The 24676-nt window shown below is 42.7% G+C and carries 20 protein-coding genes; 5 read left to right on the forward strand and 15 right to left on the reverse strand.

What is annotated here, in order from left to right; all coding sequences use genetic code 11:
- Positions 1–53: 53 nt before the first annotated feature.
- From H8S51_RS12065 to H8S51_RS12085, 5 genes are all read right to left on the reverse strand, one after another.
- Positions 54–758 carry a DUF6040 family protein gene (locus H8S51_RS12065; RefSeq protein WP_055196675.1) on the reverse strand — a complete coding sequence of 235 codons (705 nt, stop codon included), beginning with the start codon at positions 756–758 and terminating at the stop codon, positions 54–56.
- On the reverse strand, positions 742–2463 hold the full coding sequence (locus H8S51_RS12070; protein WP_301332351.1) for a MobA/MobL family protein: 1722 nt from the start codon (positions 2461–2463) through the stop codon (positions 742–744). The genes H8S51_RS12065 and H8S51_RS12070 overlap by 17 nt, the downstream gene beginning before the upstream one ends.
- The gene (locus tag H8S51_RS12075; RefSeq protein WP_015561462.1) at positions 2420–2791 is read right to left on the reverse strand and encodes a hypothetical protein; all 372 of its coding nucleotides are present in this window, start codon (positions 2789–2791) and stop codon (positions 2420–2422) included. Before H8S51_RS12075 ends, H8S51_RS12070 begins: the two co-directional genes overlap by 44 nt.
- A complete protein-coding gene (locus tag H8S51_RS12080; RefSeq protein ID WP_008394181.1) occupies positions 2791–3105 on the reverse strand; it encodes a hypothetical protein in 315 nt (104 codons plus the stop codon). The genes H8S51_RS12075 and H8S51_RS12080 overlap by 1 nt, the downstream gene beginning before the upstream one ends.
- A gap of 140 nt (positions 3106–3245) precedes the next feature.
- Positions 3246–3476 carry a helix-turn-helix domain-containing protein gene (locus H8S51_RS12085; RefSeq protein ID WP_004843519.1) on the reverse strand — a complete coding sequence of 77 codons (231 nt, stop codon included), beginning with the start codon at positions 3474–3476 and terminating at the stop codon, positions 3246–3248.
- A gap of 171 nt (positions 3477–3647) precedes the next feature.
- Between H8S51_RS12085 and H8S51_RS12090 the strand changes: the two genes are divergently transcribed.
- From H8S51_RS12090 to H8S51_RS12100, 4 genes are all read left to right on the forward strand, one after another.
- Positions 3648–4277, forward strand: a complete 630-nt coding sequence (locus H8S51_RS12090) for a helix-turn-helix domain-containing protein (protein WP_015530715.1) — start codon at positions 3648–3650, stop codon at positions 4275–4277.
- Positions 4278–4363: 86 nt separating this feature from the next.
- Positions 4364–5659: a tyrosine-type recombinase/integrase gene (locus H8S51_RS12095; RefSeq protein ID WP_008394179.1), complete on the forward strand. Its 1296-nt coding sequence runs from the start codon at positions 4364–4366 to the stop codon at positions 5657–5659.
- A gap of 299 nt (positions 5660–5958) precedes the next feature.
- Positions 5959–6105 (forward strand): CPBP family glutamic-type intramembrane protease, encoded by a 147-nt coding sequence (locus tag H8S51_RS18520; RefSeq protein ID WP_408639580.1) that lies wholly within the window; start codon positions 5959–5961, stop codon positions 6103–6105.
- A gap of 68 nt (positions 6106–6173) precedes the next feature.
- Positions 6174–6902 (forward strand): alpha/beta hydrolase, encoded by a 729-nt coding sequence (locus tag H8S51_RS12100; RefSeq protein ID WP_186899171.1) that lies wholly within the window; start codon positions 6174–6176, stop codon positions 6900–6902.
- Between the two features lie 70 nt (positions 6903–6972).
- Here H8S51_RS12100 and H8S51_RS12105 read toward each other — a convergent pair whose 3' ends face one another.
- The 9 genes from H8S51_RS12105 to H8S51_RS12145 all read right to left on the reverse strand — a co-directional run bounded on the left by H8S51_RS12105 (position 6973) and on the right by H8S51_RS12145 (position 21780).
- Entirely contained in the window at positions 6973–8547 is a 1575-nt protein-coding gene (locus H8S51_RS12105) for an N-acetylmuramoyl-L-alanine amidase (protein WP_241070700.1), read from the reverse strand.
- A 181-nt stretch (positions 8548–8728) separates the two neighbouring features.
- On the reverse strand, positions 8729–9964 hold the full coding sequence (gene hemW, locus H8S51_RS12110; RefSeq protein WP_186899170.1) for a radical SAM family heme chaperone HemW: 1236 nt from the start codon (positions 9962–9964) through the stop codon (positions 8729–8731).
- 2 nt (positions 9965–9966) lie between these two features.
- Positions 9967–11778, reverse strand: a complete 1812-nt coding sequence (lepA, locus tag H8S51_RS12115; protein ID WP_117919324.1) for a translation elongation factor 4 — start codon at positions 11776–11778, stop codon at positions 9967–9969.
- Between the two features lie 300 nt (positions 11779–12078).
- On the reverse strand, positions 12079–14148 hold the full coding sequence (locus tag H8S51_RS12120; RefSeq protein ID WP_186899169.1) for a glycoside hydrolase family 31 protein: 2070 nt from the start codon (positions 14146–14148) through the stop codon (positions 12079–12081).
- A gap of 150 nt (positions 14149–14298) precedes the next feature.
- Positions 14299–16623 carry a beta propeller repeat protein gene (locus H8S51_RS12125; RefSeq protein WP_117919328.1) on the reverse strand — a complete coding sequence of 775 codons (2325 nt, stop codon included), beginning with the start codon at positions 16621–16623 and terminating at the stop codon, positions 14299–14301.
- 335 nt (positions 16624–16958) lie between these two features.
- The gene (locus H8S51_RS12130; RefSeq protein WP_117919330.1) at positions 16959–18110 is read right to left on the reverse strand and encodes an ATP-binding protein; all 1152 of its coding nucleotides are present in this window, start codon (positions 18108–18110) and stop codon (positions 16959–16961) included.
- A gap of 26 nt (positions 18111–18136) precedes the next feature.
- Positions 18137–19651 (reverse strand): UDP-N-acetylmuramoyl-L-alanyl-D-glutamate--2,6-diaminopimelate ligase, encoded by a 1515-nt coding sequence (locus tag H8S51_RS12135; protein ID WP_117919332.1) that lies wholly within the window; start codon positions 19649–19651, stop codon positions 18137–18139.
- A 75-nt stretch (positions 19652–19726) separates the two neighbouring features.
- On the reverse strand, positions 19727–20581 hold the full coding sequence (gene dapF / locus H8S51_RS12140) for a diaminopimelate epimerase (protein ID WP_117919334.1): 855 nt from the start codon (positions 20579–20581) through the stop codon (positions 19727–19729).
- 14 nt (positions 20582–20595) lie between these two features.
- On the reverse strand, positions 20596–21780 hold the full coding sequence (locus tag H8S51_RS12145; RefSeq protein ID WP_118209509.1) for a trans-sulfuration enzyme family protein: 1185 nt from the start codon (positions 21778–21780) through the stop codon (positions 20596–20598).
- A gap of 206 nt (positions 21781–21986) precedes the next feature.
- Here H8S51_RS12145 and H8S51_RS12150 point away from each other — a divergent pair, with 206 nt between their 5' ends.
- Positions 21987–22835, forward strand: a complete 849-nt coding sequence (locus H8S51_RS12150; RefSeq protein ID WP_186899168.1) for a helix-turn-helix domain-containing protein — start codon at positions 21987–21989, stop codon at positions 22833–22835.
- Between the two features lie 66 nt (positions 22836–22901).
- Here H8S51_RS12150 and H8S51_RS12155 read toward each other — a convergent pair whose 3' ends face one another.
- Complete coding sequence (locus H8S51_RS12155; RefSeq protein ID WP_186899167.1) at positions 22902–24560, reverse strand: putative manganese-dependent inorganic diphosphatase; 1659 nt, start codon at positions 24558–24560, stop codon at positions 22902–22904.
- Positions 24561–24676 lie beyond the last annotated feature (116 nt).

Below are 24676 nucleotides of genomic sequence, written 5' to 3' on the forward strand. Positions count from 1 at the left end.
AATAAGTATATTTGTTTTGTGAAAAACAGGCAGTTTTACATGCCCATTTTACTTTAAAAATATCCTCGTTTTTCTCGCCAGTTTTTCACATAACATCGGATTCCGATATAAACCGCATGTACCAGAAGTAGCAACATAATGAGGTTTATCGGAATAATTGATTTTATCCATTTTCCGAAATAGATTATGATAGCTGTACTCATTATCACCACCATGATGCTGATAATATCCCAGCAATATTTCCGGTAGATTTTCCCCACCTGATAGCCAGTCCCGATTATCAGCAATCCCGTTATGATAAATAAAATTCCCATAACAATACTTACAATCAGCCAGTACACAATCCCTGAAATGATACTATTTGAGATTCCACTGCTTAACTGTCCGAAAGAATCTGCACCTGCAACAAATTTTTGAAACAGGCTTAAGATTCCTTTAGCAAACATACTGAAAAAGCTAATACAGTCACTAAAGAAAACTGGAGAAAGGATAGCAGTGAATAGTGTAATGGCTATACTGTACCATGCCAGCAGAAACAGGATACTTTCATAACCAGCCGTCATATTTTTATATTTTTTCTCTAACTGAATTTTACGGTTATCGCATTTTTCTTTTGCTTTTTGGTAAGCAGTGCGGTCACAGTTATCGCATTTCTCATAGGGCACTTTTTTCTCAACAGCTACCTCTGTTGTCTTTTGGTGTGTCTGTGCATAGCGTTTTGCCTGTTCCGCTTTTTCATACCTAAATTTCCATGCCACGACTTCTGCGTCGGCTCTTTTCCTGCTGTCTGTCTCGTTGGCTAATTGTTCTTCTATTTTCCTTAATCTTGTCCGCAATGCTTCGATATTCTCGACTCTGTTTTCGCTGTTCAATTTCTCGTTCAAGGTCAGCGATCTGTTTAGCTGCCTGTTCAGTTCCATAATCATCTGGTCTTTCTGATCCAGTTCGTCCTGCATCTGTTCTGTCATCTGTAGAAGTTCTTCCACTTGACCGACGTTCTCTAAGTTTACGCATTCTCGCATCTATATCCCTCACTTTCTCTATCTGCTGTTTAAGGTCAGTAATTCTCTGCTCTGTTTCAGCAATAAGCTGTTCTCGTTGTTCAGCTTCTGCGTTAATTCCTGCCATTGCTGATTCTCGGTTTCCAACTGTTCGATTCTGTTTTTCTGCTGTTCGATCTGGGAAAGCAGTTCTTCTGTATCTGGCAAAAGATTCAGCAGTCCGGATAACTCGCTGTTTAATATCTGCAAGCTCTGGTTCTGCTCCTGAAAGGACAGAAGCTGTCTGTCTTTTTCCTGTAATTCCTGTACCATCTCTGCCATAAGGTTCTGCTGTTCCTCGATCTGGTTTATCATTGATTCCATCATGGGAATGACTTCCCGGCTTTCTTCTAATGTCATTTAATCGCTCCTTCCATAATGATAATGCACCTGATACTTTTCCAAAGGTGTCCAGTATCTTTTGCAATAACGTGTTTTGCTGTTTTATGATTTGATTTTCCGCTACTTTCCACGAACCTTTTATTTCCTGCCCGGCAAGAAATTTTTGTTCAATCTTTCTTGCGTCAGCACCTTCATGGATGGTAGGAATCTGGAGTTTTCCCTGTTTTTCATAAGAACGGTGATCAACCTGATTATGCAAAGGAAGATGTTCATTACACACCTTTGCCCACTCACTCCGCCACGGCTCACAATTTTTGGGATTGTTCCATCCAGTAGCATCGGTCAGCACCCGTTTCCATTGCAGGCGGTTTCTTGCACCAATCTTCTGGATTCCGTTTTCGTCTAATACAGGGATACGGATTCCATGACGGTCAGGGTTTTTCTTATCCTGCCACCAGTCCGGGTGGGATTCGTCAATCACGATATTTCCGCTTTTATCTCTGACAAAATCCCAATCCTTGACTTCTTTCTTTCCCCAAGAATGGTCCGGGTTAAAAGGTCGCATCGTCAGAAGCAGGTGGACATGGGGGTTGCCATCCCCTTTGTCGTGGATACTCCAATCAGCACACATTCCCTTATCCACAAATGTTTTTTGGATATAGTCGGATGTATATTGAATCTGTTCCTGTCTGCTCCATTCTTTTGGGAGGGCAAATTCAAATGACCTGCCAAGTTGGGCATCCGCACTTTTTTCAATCTTCAATACCTCATTCCATAATCTTTGTTTCTGAAATGTGATTTTGAATTTTTCTAAAGCAGCTTCTTTATCTTCTGACCTTTTGTAGCGGACAGATTTTTGAAAGCGTTTTATATTTTCTTCTGGTACTATCTGCCATTCAGGAGGTGCGTTTTCACACATCATCAGACTGGTGTAGACCACTTCTTTTTTAGAAGTGTAATAACTGATTCTCCCGGTTTCCTCGTTTTTCATCACATCCCCATTGAGATATGCGGAAGCGGAGATAACAGATTTCCCTTTACTTCGTCCGACTATTTTGATTGTGTAATGAAAAATCGCCATATCTGGATTCCTCCTTTCTGCACATCCGGTATAGATTTCCGGCAACATTGCTTTCGATTTTAGAAAAAGCAGCATTGCCAGAACGCCCTCTGCGTAAGAGTGCCCTGCGCATAGCAGCCTGCATGGAATGCGCCTCTCTGGCGAAGAGTGCCTCCTGTGGCATGAGCAGGTCTGGCTGAAAGCCCCGCCGACGGAACGAGCCCGGCAAGCGTGAGCGCAGACCGGTTGCCACTTGTGGCAAACTTATTGGGACGACCTCTGGTTGTCCATAAGTGCGCCCTTCATGAAAAAGCAATGAAGGGAATGAAAAACTCATCCCATCCGCCATTACACTTCCTCCATATCGGTATTTGTTTCTTTCTGCATTGCCTTTGAGAAAAATTTCCCATTGGCTTCCTGCTTTTTCAGAAAACCAATCAGCTTTGGGATGTCTTCCTCCTCAATAGTCGCACCAAGAACGGATTCCACCGCACCGCCAACCTGACAGAGCCTATGGGTTCGTTTTTTACTTTCTTCGGCTTTCTTTCGTTTTAGAAGTTCTTTCTTCTGTGCTGCATATCGTTTTGCTTTTTCAAGGCTTTCCTGTTCCTTCTTTTCCATTTCAAGCATTCGTTCTTCATAACTTTTTGTTGATTTTGCCATTCTTACATTCTCCTTTCCTTCACAAACATAAGTTCTCGGTTGCGTATCAGAAGAAGCACATGGTATAATCTTCTTGCGTGTAGGTATATCATGGCTTCGGTCTGATAGAACCTTTGGCGGTTTCTTCGGAAGCCGCCTTTTTAATTTGCCGCAGTTCTTGTTACGGCTTTTACATTTCCTCTATCCCTCAAATCACGACCTTCATTAGCTTCCATAAACATTTCCAGAATATCGGTTTTAATCAGGACTTTGCGACCAACCTTTAATACTGGAAGTTTCTTCCATTCTACAAGCTGTCTTAAGGTATTTCTGCCGATTCCCGTATAGTCAGCAGCTTCTTCGATGGATAATGCAATTTTTCTTTGCGTCATATAATCACCTCCTTATAAATTGCATTATGCAATTCTTGTGATGTAAGTATATCCTTTTCATATCTTTTTGTCAAGCGTTACGAAATATCAAAAACAAACTTTATGTTGCATATTGCAATTTTGGAAAAACAATGCTATAATTCATACATACCGAAAAAGGAGGCAGTCAGCATGAAAGATAAAGAACTACGCAAGCTGATAGGCAGCAGAGTAAAACAGCGCCGTCTGGAATTGAATCTGACACAGCCTTATGTCGCAGAAAAGATGGGGGTTACCGCTTCTACAATCCTGCGTTATGAGAATGGTTCGATTGACAATACGAAAAAAATGGTGCTGGAAGGTCTTTCGGAAGCACTCCATGTATCTGTGGAATGGCTCAAAGGGGAAACAGATGAATATGAAACCGACATTACGGATAAGAGAGAGTTACAGATTCGTGATGCGATGGGAGATATTCTGGAACAGTTACCGCTTGCCCTTACCAAAGAAGAAGATGCTTTTTCAAAAGATTTATTACTGCTGATGTTAAAACAATATGGTCTGTTTTTGGATTCCTTCCAGTTCGCCTGCAAAAATTTCAAGGGGAATGCTGGTCAGACGGATATTGCCAAAACAATAGGGTTTGAATCGAATGAGGAATATAATGAGATTATGTTCTTAAGGGAAATCACTCCTACCATCAATGCTCTTAATGAGATGGCAGACGTTGTAAGGCTCTATTCCAAGAAACCAAAAACAGCAGAACAAAGGCTTGCAAATCTTTTATCAGAAGTCTTATACGAAGATTCCGAATCGGTATAGTAAGACAACCGGAGTTATGATATACTTACACGCACGAAGCATTTCATCAGTTCCGATTGTCTAATATCGAAAGGAGATATACGATTATGGCAAAAGGATCTGTAAGAAAAAAAGGAAAGAAATGGTACTACCGCTTCTATGTAGAGGACGCAAGCGGCAATCTTGTTCAAAAAGAATGCGTTGGAACAGAAAGCAAAAGTGAAACTGAAAAGCTGCTCCGTCAGGCAATGGATGATTATGAAAAAAAGAAATTTGTTGCCAAAGCGGAAAATCTCACAGTCGGACAACTTCTGGATGTGTGGGCAGAGGAGGAATTAAAAACAGGTACGCTCAGCAATGGTACTGTGGAGAATTACCTCGGAACAATCCGAAATATCAAGAAACACCCATTGGCAGAACGGAAATTAAAAAATGTAACCTCTGAGCATTTGCAATCCTTCTTTGATTTGCTTTCCTTTGGGGGAGTTCATCCCGATGGAAAAGAGAAAAAGGGTTACAGCAAAGATTACATCCATTCTTTTTCCGCAGTCATGCAGCAGTCCTTCCGCTTTGCAGTATTTCCAAAACAGTATATTACGTTCAATCCCATGCAGTATATTAAACTGCGGTATCAGACGGACGAAGTTGATTTGTTTTCGGATGAGGACATGGACGGAAATATCCAACCAATTTCACGAGAAGATTATGAAAGACTGCTTACGTATCTTCAAAAAAAGAACCCAGCCGCAATACTTCCAATCCAGATAGCCTATTATGCCGGGCTTCGTATTGGAGAAGCCTGTGGTTTGGCATGGCAGGACGTAAATCTGGAAGAACAATGCCTTACCATAAGACGCAGCATCCGATATGATGGCTCAAAACGCAAATATATCATCGGACCAACCAAGCGGAAAAAAGTGAGGATTGTTGATTTTGGAGATACGCTGGTAGAGATTTTCCGTAATGCCCGGAAAGAGCAGTTAAAAAATCGAATGCAGTATGGAGAACTTTATCACACGAACTACTACAAAGAGGTCAAAGAGAAAAACAGAGTGTACTACGAGTATTATTGCTTAGACAGAACAGAGGAAGTCCCGGCAGATTATAAAGAAATTTCTTTCGTCTGCTTAAGACCTGATGGCTGTCTGGAACTTCCGACTACTTTGGGAACGGTATGCAGAAAGGTAGCAAAAACATTAGAGGGATTTGAAGGCTTTCATTTCCACCAGTTACGTCACACCTATGCAAGCAACCTTTTAGCAAATGGAGCTGCCCCAAAAGATGTGCAGGAATTGTTAGGACACTCAGATGTCAGTACCACAATGAACGTCTATGCTCACTCCACAAGAGATGCGAAACGAAAATCGGTTCGGCTTCTTGATAAAGTGGTAGGCAATGACTAAAAAATTTCCCTTATTTCCCTTGTGATTATCTCATAAGGGCAAAAATAAGGGAAACTACATATCATTTCACTAATGGACAGGCGGGAAAGCCTATAAAATGGGGAAAGTTAGAGAGATAATTATATAAATTCCAGTTTAAAGTGCATAATTTTATGATTCTCAAAAGAAGGTAAAATAATGAGCAGCTATATTAAAACAAACATGATACCGATTATAATAGAAATGATATTTATAATATCTTGTTTTGTCATTCCAAAGGAATATTTTATTTATACTAACACTCCTTAACAATATGGGGAATATTTTTAACTATGGTCTGGGCTTTGCCGTTAAGTTTGTCATATATTAAGACTAAAAATATATATGTACCAATGACAGCACATTTTATTGGCAATTTATTAGGAAATGGAATGGATGTTATTATGACGATTATTTCAATGTTATAGATACTGATAACTTCCAATCTCTGCCTTTCAGGCAGCCCACAGCCATACAACTTAAGAAAGGACTTCACATGACTCACACAAAACGTAAATCAAAAATTATCCTTATTATACTGCTTGCCGTGATTCTTACACTTTGCGGCATCAGCGTCTGGTATGTCAATGACTACTATCACGCCGTTGATGTAGATGCGGCTTTAACCTCCTCCGATACCGTAACGGTAAGTTCTACTGCCACCGGCATGCTTTTTGACGGACCAGGCACGAAAGATGCGCTTATTTTCTATCCTGGCGCCAAAGTAGAGGCAATCGCATACGCACCACTGTTAAAACAGATCGCAGGAAGCGGCATCGACTGTTTTCTTGTCAAAATGCCCTGCAACCTTGCTTTTTTTGGTATGAATAAAGCGGATGACATCATGGCGGATTATTCCTATGAACACTGGTATCTGGCTGGTCATTCCCTCGGTGGTGCCATGGCTGCAAGCTATGCAGGGAAGCATTTAAATGATTTAGACGGACTGATCCTACTTGCTTCCTATTCCACCAGTGATCTTACAAAAGCTGTTTTTCCGGTTATTTCCATATATGGCAGCAATGACGGTGTCTTAAACATGGACAAAGTTGTAATTAGCCGTGACCTTATGCCCGCTGACTATTCGGAACATGTGATCGAAGGAGGAAATCATGCCGGTTTTGGAAGTTACGGTGCACAAAAAGGTGACCATGATGCATCGATTTCCCATGATGAACAATGGAAAGAAACCGTATCCGTCTGCACATCTGTGCTAAAAAAGTAATAGAAATGTAAAAAAATTCCTTACCAATAATCTGATAAGGAATTTTTTAAACTATATTATTTTTTACCATCTAAAAATTCTTAAATCCATACCCAGCAGCTCTCACGGCATCAATAAAATCACCCAGCACTGCTGCATTCGTCTCCGACTCCGCATGGAGCAGATAAATCGCACCCGGATGGAGTTTATCTTTCATCTTCTGCAGGCTTGATACATGATCCGGCTGGTTATTGACATCATAATCAAGATATGCAAAACTCCAGAAAATACTCTTATAATTACAGTTATTTAACAGTGCAAGCGACTGCTCACTGAATCTTCCGGTCGGATAACGGAACAGGTACATGTCATACCCAAAGTTTTCCTTGATATAGGCATGATTCTCTGTTACCTCATTTTCCTGCTTATCTAAAGTCAATGATGGCATACCCGCAGATGGATGTGTCACACTGTGGTTTCCAAGCACATGACCTTCATCAATCATACGTCTTACCAGATCAGGATTGTCCTTCGCATATGGTTCCGTTACAAAAAATGTAGCAGATACACCTTTTTCTTTTAAGGTATTTAAAATGCTCTCGGTCTGTCCGTATTCATAACCTTCATCAAATGTCAGATAAATATCTTTTGTATCTTCACCGATGAAGTACGCATTATATTTTCCATAAGTTTCCTGTGCATTGATGGCGTCAAGCGGACGGTTTTCGTCATCCGTGTGGCTGCCAAGTCCCCAGTCATGACTGGTCGCATCTAAAGAAGCTACGTTTTCAATCTGCGTATTCTGCAGCACCTGTCCGGTCGTGCCTGTGCCTGTTTCCGTAGATGTCTGGTCTTCCGTACTTGGAACATCTTCTACCGATTCTGTAGCATCTGTTCCGTCTTTTCCATAGGACTCATACGTTTTTAATACAGCATCCCCGATTGCTTTCGCGTAACTGTCAAGGTTTGCATCAAACAACTGGTTATCCGTCGGGCTGTTCATAAAACCAAGTTCAACGATACATGCCGGCATGTTTGTGTGCAGATTTACATAATAATCTTTGCTCTCGCTCTTTTGTGTTCCTTTCTTTACGCCGCGGTTTCTTGAAACTCCTGCAGCATCCAGATTGTCCATGATATTCTGGGCAAGTGACTGTGCCTTGTCATCTGCATCACTGCGGATCCATGTCTCTACGCCATTTCCCTCACCGGTATTTCGGTGCAGCGACACAAAATAATCGGCATTATTCTGGTTTGCAAAGGTTGTCCGCTCCTCTAACGACAAAAATGTATCATCCGAACGTGTCATGATAACCTGCACATTTTCCTTGTCAGTAAGATATGCTGCCACTGCCTGTGTTATTTTTAAATTGTCATTTTTTTCATAACGAAGCCTGTAATCAGATCCATTATCTTTTCCGCCATGCCCGGCATCTAAACATACGATCAGTTTATTCTCGTCTATCTCATCCTGCTTCTCCTGCTCGTCATTAACCGCCACGATCTTCCCTTCGATCTGTGAAAGGTCAATGCCTGCCGGAACCAGCTTGTGCAGCAAACTCCCCATCCCTTTAAATAACGCAAGAACGATCAGAAGCTGCAGCGAACAATATACTATGCATACCAGGTTTCTCAGTCGTTTTTTTCTTCGCTTCTCTGCATTCAAATCCGTTCACTCTCTATCTTTTTTTTCTTTTTCATTCATTTATATAAATATTTTAGTCCGCAGTGCATATTTCAGGTACTGCGATATTAATACTTTAGTCCGCAGTGCATGTGCTCATTGCTTTACCACATTATATCCCATCCACCTTTAAATGACCATAAAACATTTTCTTAATATTTTATTATGTTTCGTCAAACAGGAACTGTGCCAGTGCATAATTGCTGACATCCTGCCCCTTCGGTGTCAGGTAAATTCTGCCTGCACGGCGCTCTAAGAGTCTCTCTTCCTGCAGATGATTTAAAACTTCCTGATACACTGCCTCAATCGGTATTCCAAAGTCATGAAAGAAATCATCTCTGGAAATTCCATCGATCATACGGAGTCCTAAGTACATAAACTCTTCCATCTGGGCATATCTGCTTACAGATTCTGCCGAGGCATGTAGATTGGTTGCCGGAAGTTGTTCCACTGTGCCATCTTCATGATGATTTTCCCAGATACCTTCGCGGATTGCTTGTGTCTGTTCTAAATAAGTATATAGATCCGATGTATTGGTGTAACGTATGTTTTCCATCAAAGAAGATGCACCAAGTCCCATTCCGAGATAGTTGACACGTGTCCAATAACCAATATTATGTCTGCATGCATATCCCGGCTGCGCAAAATTTGACACCTCATAATGCACATAGCCATTTTCTTTCAGTACCTGTTCCGTCATCTGCGTCATCTCGTAGACTTCATCTTCCGTCGGCAGTGCATCCGTTGCCATTCCTGCACGCTGCTTGACCGCATCAAATTTATAGAGATCGTAAAAAGGTGTTCCTTTTTCAATGATCAGCGAATAGGCAGAAACATGCTCCGGTTTCAGACGGCATACTTTCTGCAGGGAATCCGCATAGGTTTCTATATGCTGCCCCGGAAGAGAACTCATAAGATCCACATTGATATTGGAAAATCCTCCTGCCCTTGCAAGTTCATAGGTCTTTAAAAACTGCTCCCAGGTATGGATACGTCCTAGCATTTTTAATTCAACATTCTGTGCAGACTGCAGCCCCAGACTGATCCGGTTGATCCCGGACTGTCTGTATACTGCAAACTTCTGTGCCGTGACAGTTCCCGGATTGCACTCAATGGAAACTTCCGCATCCGGCAGCAGGGAAAAACTCTGATGCACAGCATCCATGATTGCTGCCATATCCGACTCCCAAAGCCATGACGGTGTACCGCCGCCAATATATACGGTCGAGACCACATAATCCCTGCAATGGGCTCCATAGTAGGTAATCTCTTTACAAAGTGCCTTCACATACTGTCTCTGTGTATCTTCATCCGCCGGAAAAGAAAGAAAATCACAATAATTACATTTCCTGACACAGAACGGGATATGGATATATAATTCCAGTTCCTTTTTTTCCATTTTTAATCCTCATCCAGTTTTAAAACACTCATAAATGCTTCCTGCGGAATCTCAACATTTCCGACCTGACGCATACGTTTCTTTCCTTCTTTCTGTTTCTCTAACAGTTTCTTCTTTCGGGAAATATCACCACCATAACATTTTGCAAGCACATCCTTACGCATTGCCTTGACTGTCTCACGCGCGATAACTTTACCGCCGACAGCCGCCTGGATCGGTATTTCAAACAGATGTCTCGGAATCTCTTCCTTTAACTTTTCACACATTTTTCTTCCGCGCTCGTAGGCACTGTCTTTAAATACGATAAAGGAAAGGGCATCCACCTGCTCTTTATTGATCAGAATGTCAAGTTTTACCAGCTCGGAACGCTCATATCCTTTTAATTCATAATCGAAAGATGCGTAACCTCTGGAACGTGATTTTAATGCGTCAAAGAAATCATAAATGATCTCATTTAACGGCAGATCATATTTGATGAGTGCACGCGTCTCCTCTAAATATTCCATACTCAGATAAACACCGCGGCGTTCCTGACATAACTTCATGATTGCGCCGACATATTCACTCGTCACCATGATCTCTGCCGATACAACAGGTTCTTCCATGTATTCGATCTCAGACGGATCCGGGAGGTTTGACGGGTTTGTCAGGTCAATGACCTCACCGTTTGTCTTATGCACTTTATAAATAACTCCCGGTGCCGTTGTCACAAGGTCTAAATTAAACTCACGCTCTAAACGTTCCTGAATGATCTCTAAATGAAGTAATCCTAAAAATCCACAGCGGAATCCAAAACCAAGTGCTAAAGATGTCTCCGGTTCATACTGCAGGGAAGCATCATTGATCTGCAATTTTTCCAGTGCATCTCTGAGATCCGGATATTTTGCACTGTCTGCCGGATACATACCGCAGTACACCATCGGGTTGACTTTTTTGTAACCCGGAAGCGGTTCACTGCATGGACGGTTGGCATTCGTCACGGTATCGCCGACACGGGTATCACGGACATTTTTGATGCTTGCACAGATATAACCTACCATTCCCGCCGCAAGCTCATCACATGGGATAAACTGTCCTGCACCAAAATATCCGATTTCTGTGACCTCGGACTGTGCACCGGTTGCCATCATACGGATGGTATCTCCCACTTTTACCGTTCCCTCTTTGATACGGCAGAATACGATGACTCCTTTATAGGAATCATAAAGTGCATCAAAGATCAGCGCCTGAAGCGGCGCATCTTTATCTCCGGTCGGCGCCGGGATCTTTGTCACGATCTGCTCTAATACCTGATCGATATTTAAGCCGGTCTTAGCGGAAATACGCGGTGCATCCTCCGCCTCAATACCAATTACATCCTCGATCTCCTTTACCACCTCATCCGGCTGTGCACTCGGAAGATCGATCTTATTAATAACCGGCATCACGTCAAGATCATGATCTAAAGCAAGATATACATTTGCCAGTGTCTGTGCCTCCACGCCCTGTGCAGCATCTACAACCAAAATCGCGCCATCACAGGCTGCAAGGCTTCGTGACACTTCATAATTGAAATCGACGTGTCCAGGTGTGTCGATCAGGTTAAAAATGTATTCTTCCCCATCATTCGCCTTATAAATGATACGAACCGCCTGTGACTTAATCGTGATTCCACGCTCACGCTCTAAATCCATATTATCAAGAACCTGTGCCTGCATCTCCCTGCTGGTCAGTGTTCCTGTTCTTTCTATAATACGGTCAGCAAGCGTTGATTTGCCGTGATCGATATGTGCTATAATACAAAAATTTCTGATTTTACTCTGATCTATTGACATTTTATTCTCCATTCCAAAAAATAATCAGGCATTTACCCATACTTTTTTATTATACGGGAAAAGCAAAGGAAACGTCAAGTCGTCCGCAGTCCACTTTCGCGGTTCTCTTTCATTTATTAACAATTAAGATACAAAAATTCACAATATGTTCACTGGATTTTTAGTACTTTTGGGTGCATAATAAATTTGCTGTTAAATATTTAACAGTTGGGTTTCCGTAGTCACTATGACTTAAACCCCCTTCTTAATATGAAAATTCCCAACACAGCGGCTGCAAACGCTGTGTTGGGAATTTTTTTCTCATTCATAAATTGGATAAGAAGTTCCTTCTCTCATAAATACCGGGATCACATCGATCGGTGCCGGTACTGTCACATAGTTTCCACCCTCATATACTTTTTTCGTATATGCATCTGTCCACTTTGTACCAGATGGAAGATAAACCCTGCGTTCTGTCGCTCCGGCTTCCATGACCGGTGCCACCAAAAGATCCGGGCCAAACATGTATGCATCTTCCACGTTCCAGCTCTCCTTATCTTCTGCAAAATCAAAGAACAGCGGACGCATCACCGGTGCCCCTGTCTTACTTGCCTGTTCCATGCAGGAACGGATATACGGGCGGAGGCGCTCACGGATAAACAGATATTTTTTCAATATCTCATAATTATCCTCTCCAAAACTCCATACCTCATTATCCTGACCGGAGGTAAGCTGGCGCACACCATCGATAAACTCCTGTTCTCTCTCATACCACGGGGAACGTTCTCCATGCATACGGAATACCGGACAGAATGCACCCCATGCAAACCAGCGTACTAAAAGCTCCTTAAATGCCGGATCTTTGATATCCCCACCAAGGAATCCTCCGATATCTGATGTCCACCACGGAATGCCTGCCACACACATGTTAATTCCTGCCTGAAGCTGCTCTCTCATAGAACGGAACGAAGAATACACATCCCCTGACCAGGTAAGGACACCGTATTTCTGGCTGCCAGCCCATGCACAGCGCACCAGACTCATGACGTCTTTCTCTCCCTCCGCTTTTAAGCCATCATAAAATCCTTTTGCATAACCGACCGGATAAATATTACTGCACTGTAATGCAGGTCCCGCATAATAGCGGTAATTGTCAAAATCATAAGGACCATACTCCGGCTCTGCCTCATCTAACCAGAAACAGCGGACTCCGTTTTTATAGTAGTTTTCCTTACATTTATCCCATACAAACTTCTGTGCTCCCGGATTTGTCGCATCATAAAATACCGTATTACCCATCCAGCTCATATGATAGGACAGTCCTCGATCCGGTGTGACAAGATATCCCCTGTCATTCATCTCCCCATAATTTTCGCTGCGCTCATCCACCGTCGGCCAGACAGATACGACCGTCTCGATTCCCATACTCTTTAATTCATCCACCATTGCTTTTGGATCTGGCCAATCTCTCGGCTCAAACTTAAATTCACCCTGCATTGTCCAATGGAAAAAGTCGATCACGATCGCATCCATCGGAAGTCCGCGTTTTTTATGTTCCCTTGCAACTGCAAGTATCTCATCCTGATTGCGGTAACGCAGCTTACACTGCCAGTATCCCATACCATATTCCGGCATCATCGGTGTTCTTCCGGTTGCCGCAGAATACTGTTCTTCAATCTCAAACGGTGTATCTCCCGCCGTGATAAAATAATCCAGTTTCTTTGTGCTCTTTGCATGCCACTCAGTCTTATTTGCTCCGAAAATGGCTGTCCCAATCGCCGGATTATTCCAGAAAAATCCATAACCTCTGTTTGAAACCATAAATGGTACACTCGCCTGACTGTTTCTGTGTGCCAGTTCCAATATCGCACCTTTTTTATTCAGATTTTTTTCCTGATACTGCCCCATACCAAATATTTTTTCATCATCAAATGCTTCAAAACGCATGGTCAGTTCGTAATCTGTACTTCCTGGAATCGGTTTTAATTCTCTTGCATCAATACGCAGTGGCACGCAATAGCGGTTGATCCGGTTTCTGTTTCTCCAGTACTCTTCGGTCAGAAGCTCTCCCTTCTGATTAAAATAGCTGATCCATCCCTCCGGGGAGATCACCGCCGTGATCTTTCCGTTTTTTACCGTGTATACGTTTCCGGTCTGATGATATTTTGCAAATTCTTCTCCGCGATACCACGGATCTGTCGTGTCAACTTCCCTGCATTCCACCTGAATAGGGCATTTTTTTACTTCCTCGGTCAGCGCCCAGTCATGTGCATCCATCTGTGCTTCCTTCGTCATGCGCACACGGAAAGAATTTTCTCCCCATGGTTCTAACCACAATGTCGATGTTCCATCTGCAATTACCAGTCTGTTATTTTCTTCGTAAACTCTCATCTAACTTTTCCTCTCTTATATGAATCATTCAAAATTAATATAACTTGCTATTTCCTGTATTTATCATTTTTTCCAGTTGATATAAATTTGTAAAATTTTCCGTCCTTTTTCCAGTTAATACAAATTTGCAAAACATTCTGCCCTGTCAGATTATTTCAACATCTCTCCATACAGAACGCCGCGTGACCCTGTCGCAAGGAAAAATCTGCCAAACTTTCTCTTATCGCCGTCGATGCTGTTGATCTCACCATACATCTGATTCTCCCGGTTCAGCCGCTCATACGACTTTCCCTCATCAAGGGTACGGTAAAATCCATATTCCCCATCAAGACGTCCGCAGAAATAAATCGCCTTTTCCTCTGTCAGATACTCCCTTCCTTCGCCGATCACACCAAGTCCCATGCGGTAACATGCATCTTTCGCATCTGTCAGCCTTTTTACATGAATTTCATCTGTTCCGGTGTCATAGCAGAATTTATAAAGTCCCGCGTCACCTAATGCCATGTAAAATACACCGCTTTTTCCACCCTCACCGCGCACTTCCGTCTTATTTGCAGTATCAATATAACCAAAATCGCAGATAGGAAATGTTTCTTCCGGCTGCTTCTGGTAAAAGTTTTTACCGCCGTCCCTGCTCACATAGATTTCAGACGCACCGCCAAAACCGTAAAACAAATCATTACCAGTACGGTCAGAAAAGACTTTCAGGTAACCCTTTTTGACAGGATTTCCTTTCAGATCAAATACGCCTGCTTTTTGAAAATTTTTCCCACCGTCATTGCTGATGATCACCAGTTCCACCGGAAGCCTGATGCCATCTGCCACAGACCAGACAATATTTGTACCGTCCGGTGACATTGCCACCCAGCCGGCATTTACATTCGGATTTTCAATCTCATGCAGTTTTCGGTCAATCTCTGCATTGATGCCAAACGGCATGCTGATCCGCTCAAATGTTTTAAAATTATCACGGGTGCGCACCAGACCGCCTTTTGTTTTCCCTTTCCAGTTTCCCCGTGCCGTCACAATGCCAAGATTGCTGTCTGCATCGGAAATATCTGCATTGATACAGGTAATATAGCGGTTGCCTTCCCTGTCGTCAAATGAATTTTTACATGGTTCATCGAGATTACGGAACGCAAAACCGCCAAGATCCCCGACGATATCAATAAGTTCTGCTTCTCCGGCGACCGGGGCATATACATTCAGATGAACCGTCTCCTCGATTCCTGCACATGCATCATGATAACGCGGATGTTCACCAAGCAGTGCATCCGTCATAAAAACACCGGTTCCGGAATTAAACCATACCTCATTCGGATCGAATGGATTGATCTTAATATCGCTCATCCAGTGCAGCAGACAATGATTGCCATTGTACTCCGGCTTCATATAGGAAGTATTAAAATACAGATCTCCTTTTTCAAGTCCGCACAGGCTCACACTCCAGCTATTACCATAATCTTTGGAAAGATATACGATCTCATCACCCTCTTTTTCCCGGCAAAGTGTCGAGCAGACCAAAAGTCCGGGCATCGCTTTACAGGAGGAAATCCCGCCAAATCCATAATTTAAAAATTTTTTTGTCAATACACCATCCGCATCCGGCGTGATATCATCATATCCTGCAATTTTCCCTTCCGAAAAATAATAACGGAGTACTTTTCCACCGATCACATCCCCGGAATCGCAGCTGTATCCGAGATCGACCACATAATTCCATCTTCCGGTAACATTCATCGTCACATAAAGATAAGTTCCATCATAATTATAACGTGATGCCACCAGACCGTTCATTTTACTGTCACTGACTAAAACATTTTCTGGCTGCATCAGCCTTTCAAATGACTGGCCTGCATCATAGGAAACATACAGGCTGTGACCACGCAGTTTATCATTTTCTCTCGTCGTATAGCCTGCTGTCCCTGCGACGATCGTTTTTGCATCATCTGACACCCAGACACATGTCATGTAATTTTCTTCTAAAGTAAGTCTCTTCCAGGTATCTCCTCTGTCCGTGGTTTTCCACAGACCATCTAACTGACTTGCAAAATAAAGTATATTCTCATCCTTTTTATCTGCTGCCAGACGATATCCGGTTCCTCTTCCGCACAGGTTACCATGGACAGTCACAGGTATCTTTTTATGGATAAATGTCTCTCCATAATCCTCTGAAATAGAAAATTTTCCATAGCCCTGCCCGTTGATACCGCTCATAATATATAAATATTCCGGATGATTTTCGTCGAGTGCACATGCGATTGGAAATGTTTCAGAGATATCCTCCATGCTCACGCCATCGATCAGACTTTTCCAGTGTTTTTTTTCGTAATCATACCGGTAAACACCGCCGATGTCTGTTCTGGCGTAGAGGATACCGGGCTGTCTGGGATGGTATAACAGTCCGGTGACGTATCCGCCGCCTGGGATTGGGGCATTTTTGTATTCGTAGTTGATTGTTTTGTGGGCTTTCATTGTATAGGTGAACTCCTTTCGCGGATATTTTTTTCAGTGTAACGATGATTCCCGTTTGCGAGTAAGCAGATTCGCAGTGCTGATAAAAAAGAGTCGCTCGCGACTCTTTTGCGCTCGAGCGGTGCTGTTTACAGCTAACTTCTTCTCCGCGAGATGCGTATCCTGCCCGGAGGGCTTTTTGATTCATAGGACGTAATTTCCTATGAATCGAAAAAAGGAACCCCGCCAACAGGATTCCTTCTTAAACACCAGACGAACCCCTACTTTAAAAGTAAGGATTTTCGTCTCAATTTTCTACCACATTTATTCGCCTACTTATACACGAAAAATCCGCTTTAATCTGCATCATAATCATCCAGGAAGTTATGGTACACTCCATCTTTTTTATATCCAATGATAGTCTTTAAATTCACATTGCTGACGCTGTTGAAAATATTGCTGTCAATAAATTCACTTTTTTTGCGCAGTTCGGTGACAAGATCTTTCATTTCCTCACGCTTGGAGCCTTTTGCCCCGCCACAGCTTGTACAGTTTTCCGTAAAACGGCAGGCACACTGGATAAACTGCAGGCGGTTATAGTCACGCCATGCCTTGATGTCCTCTTCCTTTACCAGATAAAGTGGACGGATCAGTTCCATTCCCTCAAAATTCTGGCTGTGAAGTTTTGGCATCATTGTCTCAACTTTTCCACTGTATAACATTCCCATCAGGATCGTCTCGATCACGTCATCAAAATGATGTCCAAGTGCGATCTTATTACATCCTAACTCTTTTGCCTTTGAATAAAGATATCCTCTCCGCATTCTCGCACACAGATAACACGGATTCTTATCTACCTCTGCAACAGAATCAAAAATCTGTGTTTCAAATGTCGTGAGCGGAATATCAAGCAGTTTTGCATTTTCCTGGATAATACGCCAGTTTTCCTCATTATAGCCCGGATTCATACACAGGAAAACAAGTTCAAAATTGCGTTTTCCATGACGGTATAATTCCTGAAACAGTTTTGCCAAAAGCATGGAATCTTTTCCACCGGAAATACATACCGCGATCTTATCGCCATCCTGGATCATTTCATAATCATGAAGTGCCTTGGTAAAACGGCTCCAGACCGGCTTTCTGAATTTTTTGATCAGGCTTTTTTCAATCTGCTCGGTACGCTCTTTTCTTGAATCATCCTCCATCGTCACACGCGTGAGCTGGTATCTTAACCAGGCACGGTAACCACCCTCTAAATTGATGGTATCATAGCCTTCATCATCCAGTATCTCTGCTGCATCCCTGCTGTTTTCCCCCACATGGCAGTACAGATAAACCGGCTGGTCTTTCTTTAAAATATCTGTCTCACCCGCTTCGATCTTTTCTAACGGAAGATTGATGGCACCGTCGATCGCCCCGCGTGAAAAATCATTTTCCGGACGGACGTCGATCAGCTGCAGACCTTCTGTTCCTTTCTGTGCCAGTTCTTCTACGGTAATTGTATTCAAAATATTTCCTCCAATTTCGTATTCTTTTATTTTGTGCGCTTTCCCTCTTTGATCTCATCTAAAACTTCCGCAACTGCCTCGCGCTCATCAAAATGGTATTTCACACCGCGGATCTCCTGATAATCTTCGTGGCCTTTTCCAAGCAATACGATCATATCTCCCGGCTGGGCATTTACCATGCAGTATGCGATCGCTTCTTTCCGGTCGTCGATCTCGATATATTTTCCGTTACTTCTTGCAAGTCCGACTTTAATATCTTTATTGATATCGCGGATGTCTTCATCTCTCGGATTATCACAGGTCAGTACACACAGATCTGCCATCTCACCGGTTACCTCACCCATATCATAACGGCGCAGCTTTGAACGGTTTCCGCCGCCGCCATAGACACAGATCAGACGTTTCGGATGATATTCCATCAATGTCGTAAGCACGCTTCTGGTGCTGACTTCATTGTGTGCGTAGTCAATGATCAGATAATAATCTTTCGATACCGGAAGCATTTCCACACGTCCTTTGACCTGCACTTTATCCAGACCGTCTAAGATTGCCTCATCTGAAATTCCTGCCAGATGGCAGACTAACATTGTTACCAGTGAATTATATACTGAAAATCTTCCCGGAATATGCACTCTTGCCTCGCAGTCCATGCATCCTTTCACATGGAAATGCATACCGAGTTTTCCGTTTTCCTTGATAAATCCAAGATCCGCTGCAACCAGATCAAGCGGTTTGCCAAGAAACGTTTTTTCACTGCCATCTTCCACCCCGAAACTGTGGATCTCACAGGTATGGTTTGCCGCAACTGCTTCGCTGTGCTCATCATCTGCATTTAAAATACCGATCTTGCACTGGCGGAATAACATGCTCTTACATTCTAAATATTCCTCAAACGATGCATGCTCATTTGGTCCGATATGATCCGGGGACAGATTGGTAAACACACCATAATCAAACAGGATTCCTGCTGTTCGGTCCATTTTCAGTCCCTGCGAGGACACCTCCATCACTGCATATTCACAGCCTGCTTCTACCATGGAAGCGAACATGCGGTGCAGTTCGTAAGATTCCGGTGTCGTATTTTTTGACGGAATCTTCTCATCTCCGATCATCGCTCCGATCGTTCCGATCAGTCCGACTTTTTTGCCTGCTGCTTCCAGCACATTTTTGATCATGTATGTCGTGGTTGTCTTTCCTTTGGTGCCGGTCAGTCCGATCGTGATCAGCTTTTCTGCAGGGTAGTCAAACAATGCAGCTGACATCAATGCGAGTGCATAACGTGCAGATTCCACTTTTAACACGGTGATCGTATCAGGAATCTGCGTGGCTTCCTCCGCCCGCTCCACAACAATGACACTTGCTCCTTTTTCCACTGCATCCGGGATATATTTGTGACCATCCGTCACTGCTCCAACCATACAGACGAACATGGTTTCCTTTGCAATCTTTCTTGAATCATAGATAATGTCTCTGACTTCTGCTTCCATGCTGCCCTGTAAACATTCGTATTTTATCTTTTCACAGATCTTACTTAACTTCATTTTTTCTCCCTATATTGTTCAAGACCACGAAAAGCCGCCGTACATTCTGCACGGCAGCCCCTGTATAATATCTTTTTATTTTTCTAAAATGTGTGATGCATCAATCTCCGCTTCAAACACAGTGTGTGACGGTCCCGTCATAAATAAATGGTTCGTTTTCTCATCCCACTCGATCAGAAGAGGTCCACCAATCTGCTCCACAGTAACTTTGCGGTCTGTACGTCCGGTCAGAACACCTGTAACAACCGCTGTCGAACAGCCTGTCCCACATCCGATCGTCTCACCGGTCCCACGTTCCCATTCACGGATCTTGATATAATCACGCTTTACAAACTCTGCAAATGTAACATTGGTTTTATTTGGAAACAACGATGTCATATGCTCGATTGTCTTTCCGTAACGCTCCACATCAAGGTCTGCGACAGAATCCACAAACATTGCACAATGTGGATTGCCCCAGGATACTGCCGTGATATGAAATGTTTTATCCAGCACCTCCACCGGCTGCTCTACAAACTGCTCTAAATCTGTATTTACCGGAATTACTTTCGTATCCAGTCTCGGTTCCCCGATATCTGCTCGGATGTTTGATACCAGACCATCCGTTACCGTCAGATTCAGATGCTGCATTCCACCAAGTGTCTCGATCACAAGTTCTGTCTTATCGGTCAGCCTGTGGTCATAAACATATTTTCCGACAGAACGGAGTGCGTTGCCGCACATTTCTCCTTCTGAACCATCCGGATTGAACATCCGCATCCGGAAATCTCCCTTATCAGATGGACAGATCAAAACCATTCCGTCTGATCCAATGGCAAAATGTCTGTCGCTGACAAACCGTGCCAGCTCCGGTAAATTTTTAATATCCTGGTGAACGGCATCAATATATACATAATCATTTCCAAATGCCTGCATTTTTGTAAATTTCATGGTAATCCTCCATTTTATGCATTCATTGCCCTGTCAAGGTCTGCAATGATATCATCTGCATTTTCAATTCCGACTGACATACGAAGGAAGCAGTCTGTAATACCAAGTTTCTCTTTGATGTCAAGTGGTGTATCCTCATGTGTCTGTGTTGTCGGGTATGTGATCAGTGTCTCTGTTCCTCCAAGGCTCTCCGCAAACATGATCATATCAACACCTTTTAAGATTTTCTTTACTGTCTCAAAACTGTCAACAGTAAATGAGATCATTCCGCCAAAACCAGTTGTCTGTTTTTTCGTCACTGCGTAATCTTTGTGATCTTCAAAACCTACATAATACACTTTCTGTACTTTCGGCTGTGTTCTGAGCCACTCTGCAACTTTCTTCGCATTCTCGTTGTGTCTGTCCATACGAACCGGCAATGTCTTGATTCCTCTTAAGATCAGCCAGCTATCAAGCGGTGCAAGCTGACTGCCGTGAGATTTGATATGGACATGGATCTTTTCTGCAATCTCCTCGTCATCTTTTACAACCACGATACCGGAAATCGTATCGTTATGTCCGCCTAAATATTTTGTGGAGCTGTGTGTTACGATATCTGCACCAAGCTGTAATGGTTTCTGGAAATATGGTGTTAAAAATGTATTATCAACAACCGTGAGTGCTCCGATACTCTTTGCGATCTCAGAAAGTGCATGGATGTCTGCCACCTTCATCATCGGGTTAGTCGGTGTCTCGATAAATAACATTTTTGTATTCGGACGGATCGCTGCCTTTACCTCATCAAGTTCTGACATATCCACATAAGTGTGCTCGATGCCATATCTTCCAAAAACATCACCGATGATACGGAATGTTCCACCATAGATATCGTCAGATAAGATCACATGCTCTCCCGGATTTAACAGGGAAAATACTGCCATATTTGCTGCCTGTCCGCTGGAAAATGCAAATCCTTTGATACCTCCCTCTAAAATCGCCATAGTACGCTCTAATTCCTGTCTGGTCGGATTCTCAAGACGGCTGTATGCAAATCCTGTGGATTCTCCAAGTGCCGGATGACGGAAAGTAGCCGTCTGGAAGATCGGCATGCTGACTGCTCCGGTAAGCGGTTCCGTTCCAAGTGCTCCGTGTACTGCCTTTGATTCAAAATGTAATTCTTCTTTTGTACTGTAATCATTGTAATTGCTGAAATTCTTCATGCCGTTCTCCTTCTTTTTCATTCTTATTATTTCAAGTTTTTTAACACTTATTTCCTATAACTTTTTCTTTCATATGGTTCTATTATATAAAACACTTTTTAAAATATATACTCGTCTAGTGCTGTGTATATTGCAAATTGTGCTTTTTTGTGTTAGGGTTGGATTTGAAAAGCATTTTATTAATCTGATTCGGAAGGAGTACCTGTATGCCGGAATATAAAAAAGTCGGTTATCTGACATCCAGTTTTAAATTATTTCATCTGAAAGACCAGAATAAAAAGGATTTTTCTTATCATTATCACGATTTTCACAAGATTTTAATCCTGTTAAACGGTGATATCACTTATTGCATCGAGGGACATTCTTATCAGCTTGCCCCTAATGATATCGTGTTAGTTCACGCCGGGGAGGTTCACCGGCCGATCATTCAGTCAGAATCTCCTTATGAACGTATCATCATCTACATTTCACCGGATTATTTGAAAAAATATGAAAAGTCCGATTTTGATCTTTCACACTGTCTGAGCCAGGCTGCCACAGAACAGTCACACGTGCTGCGTTTTCAGGGTTCGCGTGCTGCAAAGTTAAAAACTGCGATACAGGCACTTGACCAGTCTATAAATGATAAAGATTTTGCAGCTTCCCTGCATCAGAAAATTTTATTTTTAGAATTTATGATACAGTTAAACCGTGCTGCCATGCACGATGGCATCGAATTTATCAATGATACTGCCTCCGACGAAAAAATCATCACGGTATTAAATTATCTGAGTGAACATCTGACCGAGGATATCTCCATCGACAAACTGTCTGCGAGGTTTTTCTTAAGCCGCTCTTATCTGATGCATACGTTTAAAGACCAGACCGGTTACACGATCGGCAATTATCTCTCGACCAAACGGCTGCTTTTAGCAAAAGATCTGATTTCAGAAGGAATGCCGATCACTGAAGTCTGCTATGCCTGCGGTTTTAAAAATTATTCAACTTTTTCGCGTGCATATAAAAAAAGTTTTGGAGAAGCCCCAAGGGACTCTCTCCAAAACCTGAAATCTTAATTTATGATAATAAAATGTCCGCAGGACACACATTCTGTTATTCTCATCCTATTTTGACACTGCTTCTCACTGACGCTCTGCCATTTCATTCATGAGCGTCGGTATGAACTGTTTCTTTCTGGAAACAATTCCGTCTAACAAAATACCATCAGCCCGCTCTTCTTTGCGGAACGCAGCTCCTAAAATCCTGCCTGCATTCTCCCCGTCAAAAATAATTTTTGAGGATTCCTCTAAAATGTCCGTCAGCATGACATAGACCATATCTATCTTCTTTTCTGCAAGCACCTGTACCATAAACGGACGTATCTGCTCTGCCACTTTGTCTAGTTCTTCCCGGCTCATAGCACTGATCTGTGCCACTCCGAAATCACAGTCATCGGTATGGAATATCTTGAAATCCTGATAAAAGATCTCCTCCGTGGACTTTCCGCTGAAATTACTGCCGGCCTGGAACATATTTTTCGCATAAGTCTCAATGTCTACTTCCGCGATCACTGCAAGCGCCTCCGCCACAGATTTATCTAACGGTGTACACGTTGGCGAGCGGAACATCAGCGTATCTGAAATAATTGCTGACAATAAAAGTCCTGCAATCTGTTTCGGCACATCCACTCCCTTTTCCTGATACATCTGGTAGATAATTGTGGAGGTACAGCCGAGCGGCTGGTTTCTAAAATAAACGGGCGAAACTGTCTCAAGACTGCCAAGACGGTGATGATCAATGATCTCTAACAGCTCTGCCTCATCAATTCCGTCTACCGCCTGTGCCTTCTCATTATGGTCAACAAGAATTACCTGTTTTTTCTGCATATTCATCAAATTACGGCGTGAAACCATTCCAGCATAATTACCATTTTCATTCAAAATCGGGAAGTCACGATGTCTGATCTTTGACATTGTCTCCCGCACTTCGTCCACATAATCCTCGATTCCGAACGTAATAATATTTTTTCGTGTCATAAACTGTTTGATCGGCATACTCTGATTGATAAGACGCGCTATCGAAAATGTATCAAACGGTGTTGTAATAATGATGCAGTCATGTTTTTCCGCAAGGGCGCGTACATCCTCGCTGACTTCAATTCCCCCACCGATGATCAGACAGCTTGCATTTGACTCGATAGCCTGTTTCTGCGCCTCTTCCCGGTCCCCTGAGATTACCATGTCATCATCTTCGATATAATCTGCCATATATTCCGGATTCGAGGTCGCTACCACTACCTTTCCTCTTACAAAATATGCATGCTCATTTCCAACGATGATCGTTCCATCCAACGTTTCCGCAATATTTTTATACTGTGTTCGTGCCTGGGATAACACATGATTATCAAAAACGTCCATGTAAGACGTTGCAATATCCTTTGTTACAATAATTCCTTCGAGTTTTCCAAACTGATTGGTTACCGGAAGCGTTACAACCTCTAATTTTTTCATTGTCTCCCATGCACGTTTCAGGGAAATCTGGCTGCTTACTCCCGCCGTTCTTCTGTAATTAATATCCTTAATCTGTGTTCCCGCATAGGTAACTAACTCTGGTTCCTGTGCCCCAAAATAATCGAGCACATAATGTGTCTCTGCATTTACTGCTCCGGCACGTTTTGCCACATAGGTTTTATCGTTTTCTGTCTGATTTTTTAAATATGCATAAGAGATAGCTGCACAAATAGAATCCGTATCCGGATTTTTATGCCCTACAACCCAAACTTTTCTCTTTTCTGCGCTCATGAAATTCCTCTCTTTACCTAAAAATTAGCAGCTATTTCTCTGATTTATTACTGCCGAACTCTTCTTTTTTATTACTAAAAAAGAAAGAAACAGACGCTGGCAGCGCCGGCGTCATG

This window comes from Roseburia rectibacter (genome assembly GCF_014287515.2).
GTDB classification, from domain to species: domain Bacteria; phylum Bacillota; class Clostridia; order Lachnospirales; family Lachnospiraceae; genus Roseburia; species Roseburia rectibacter.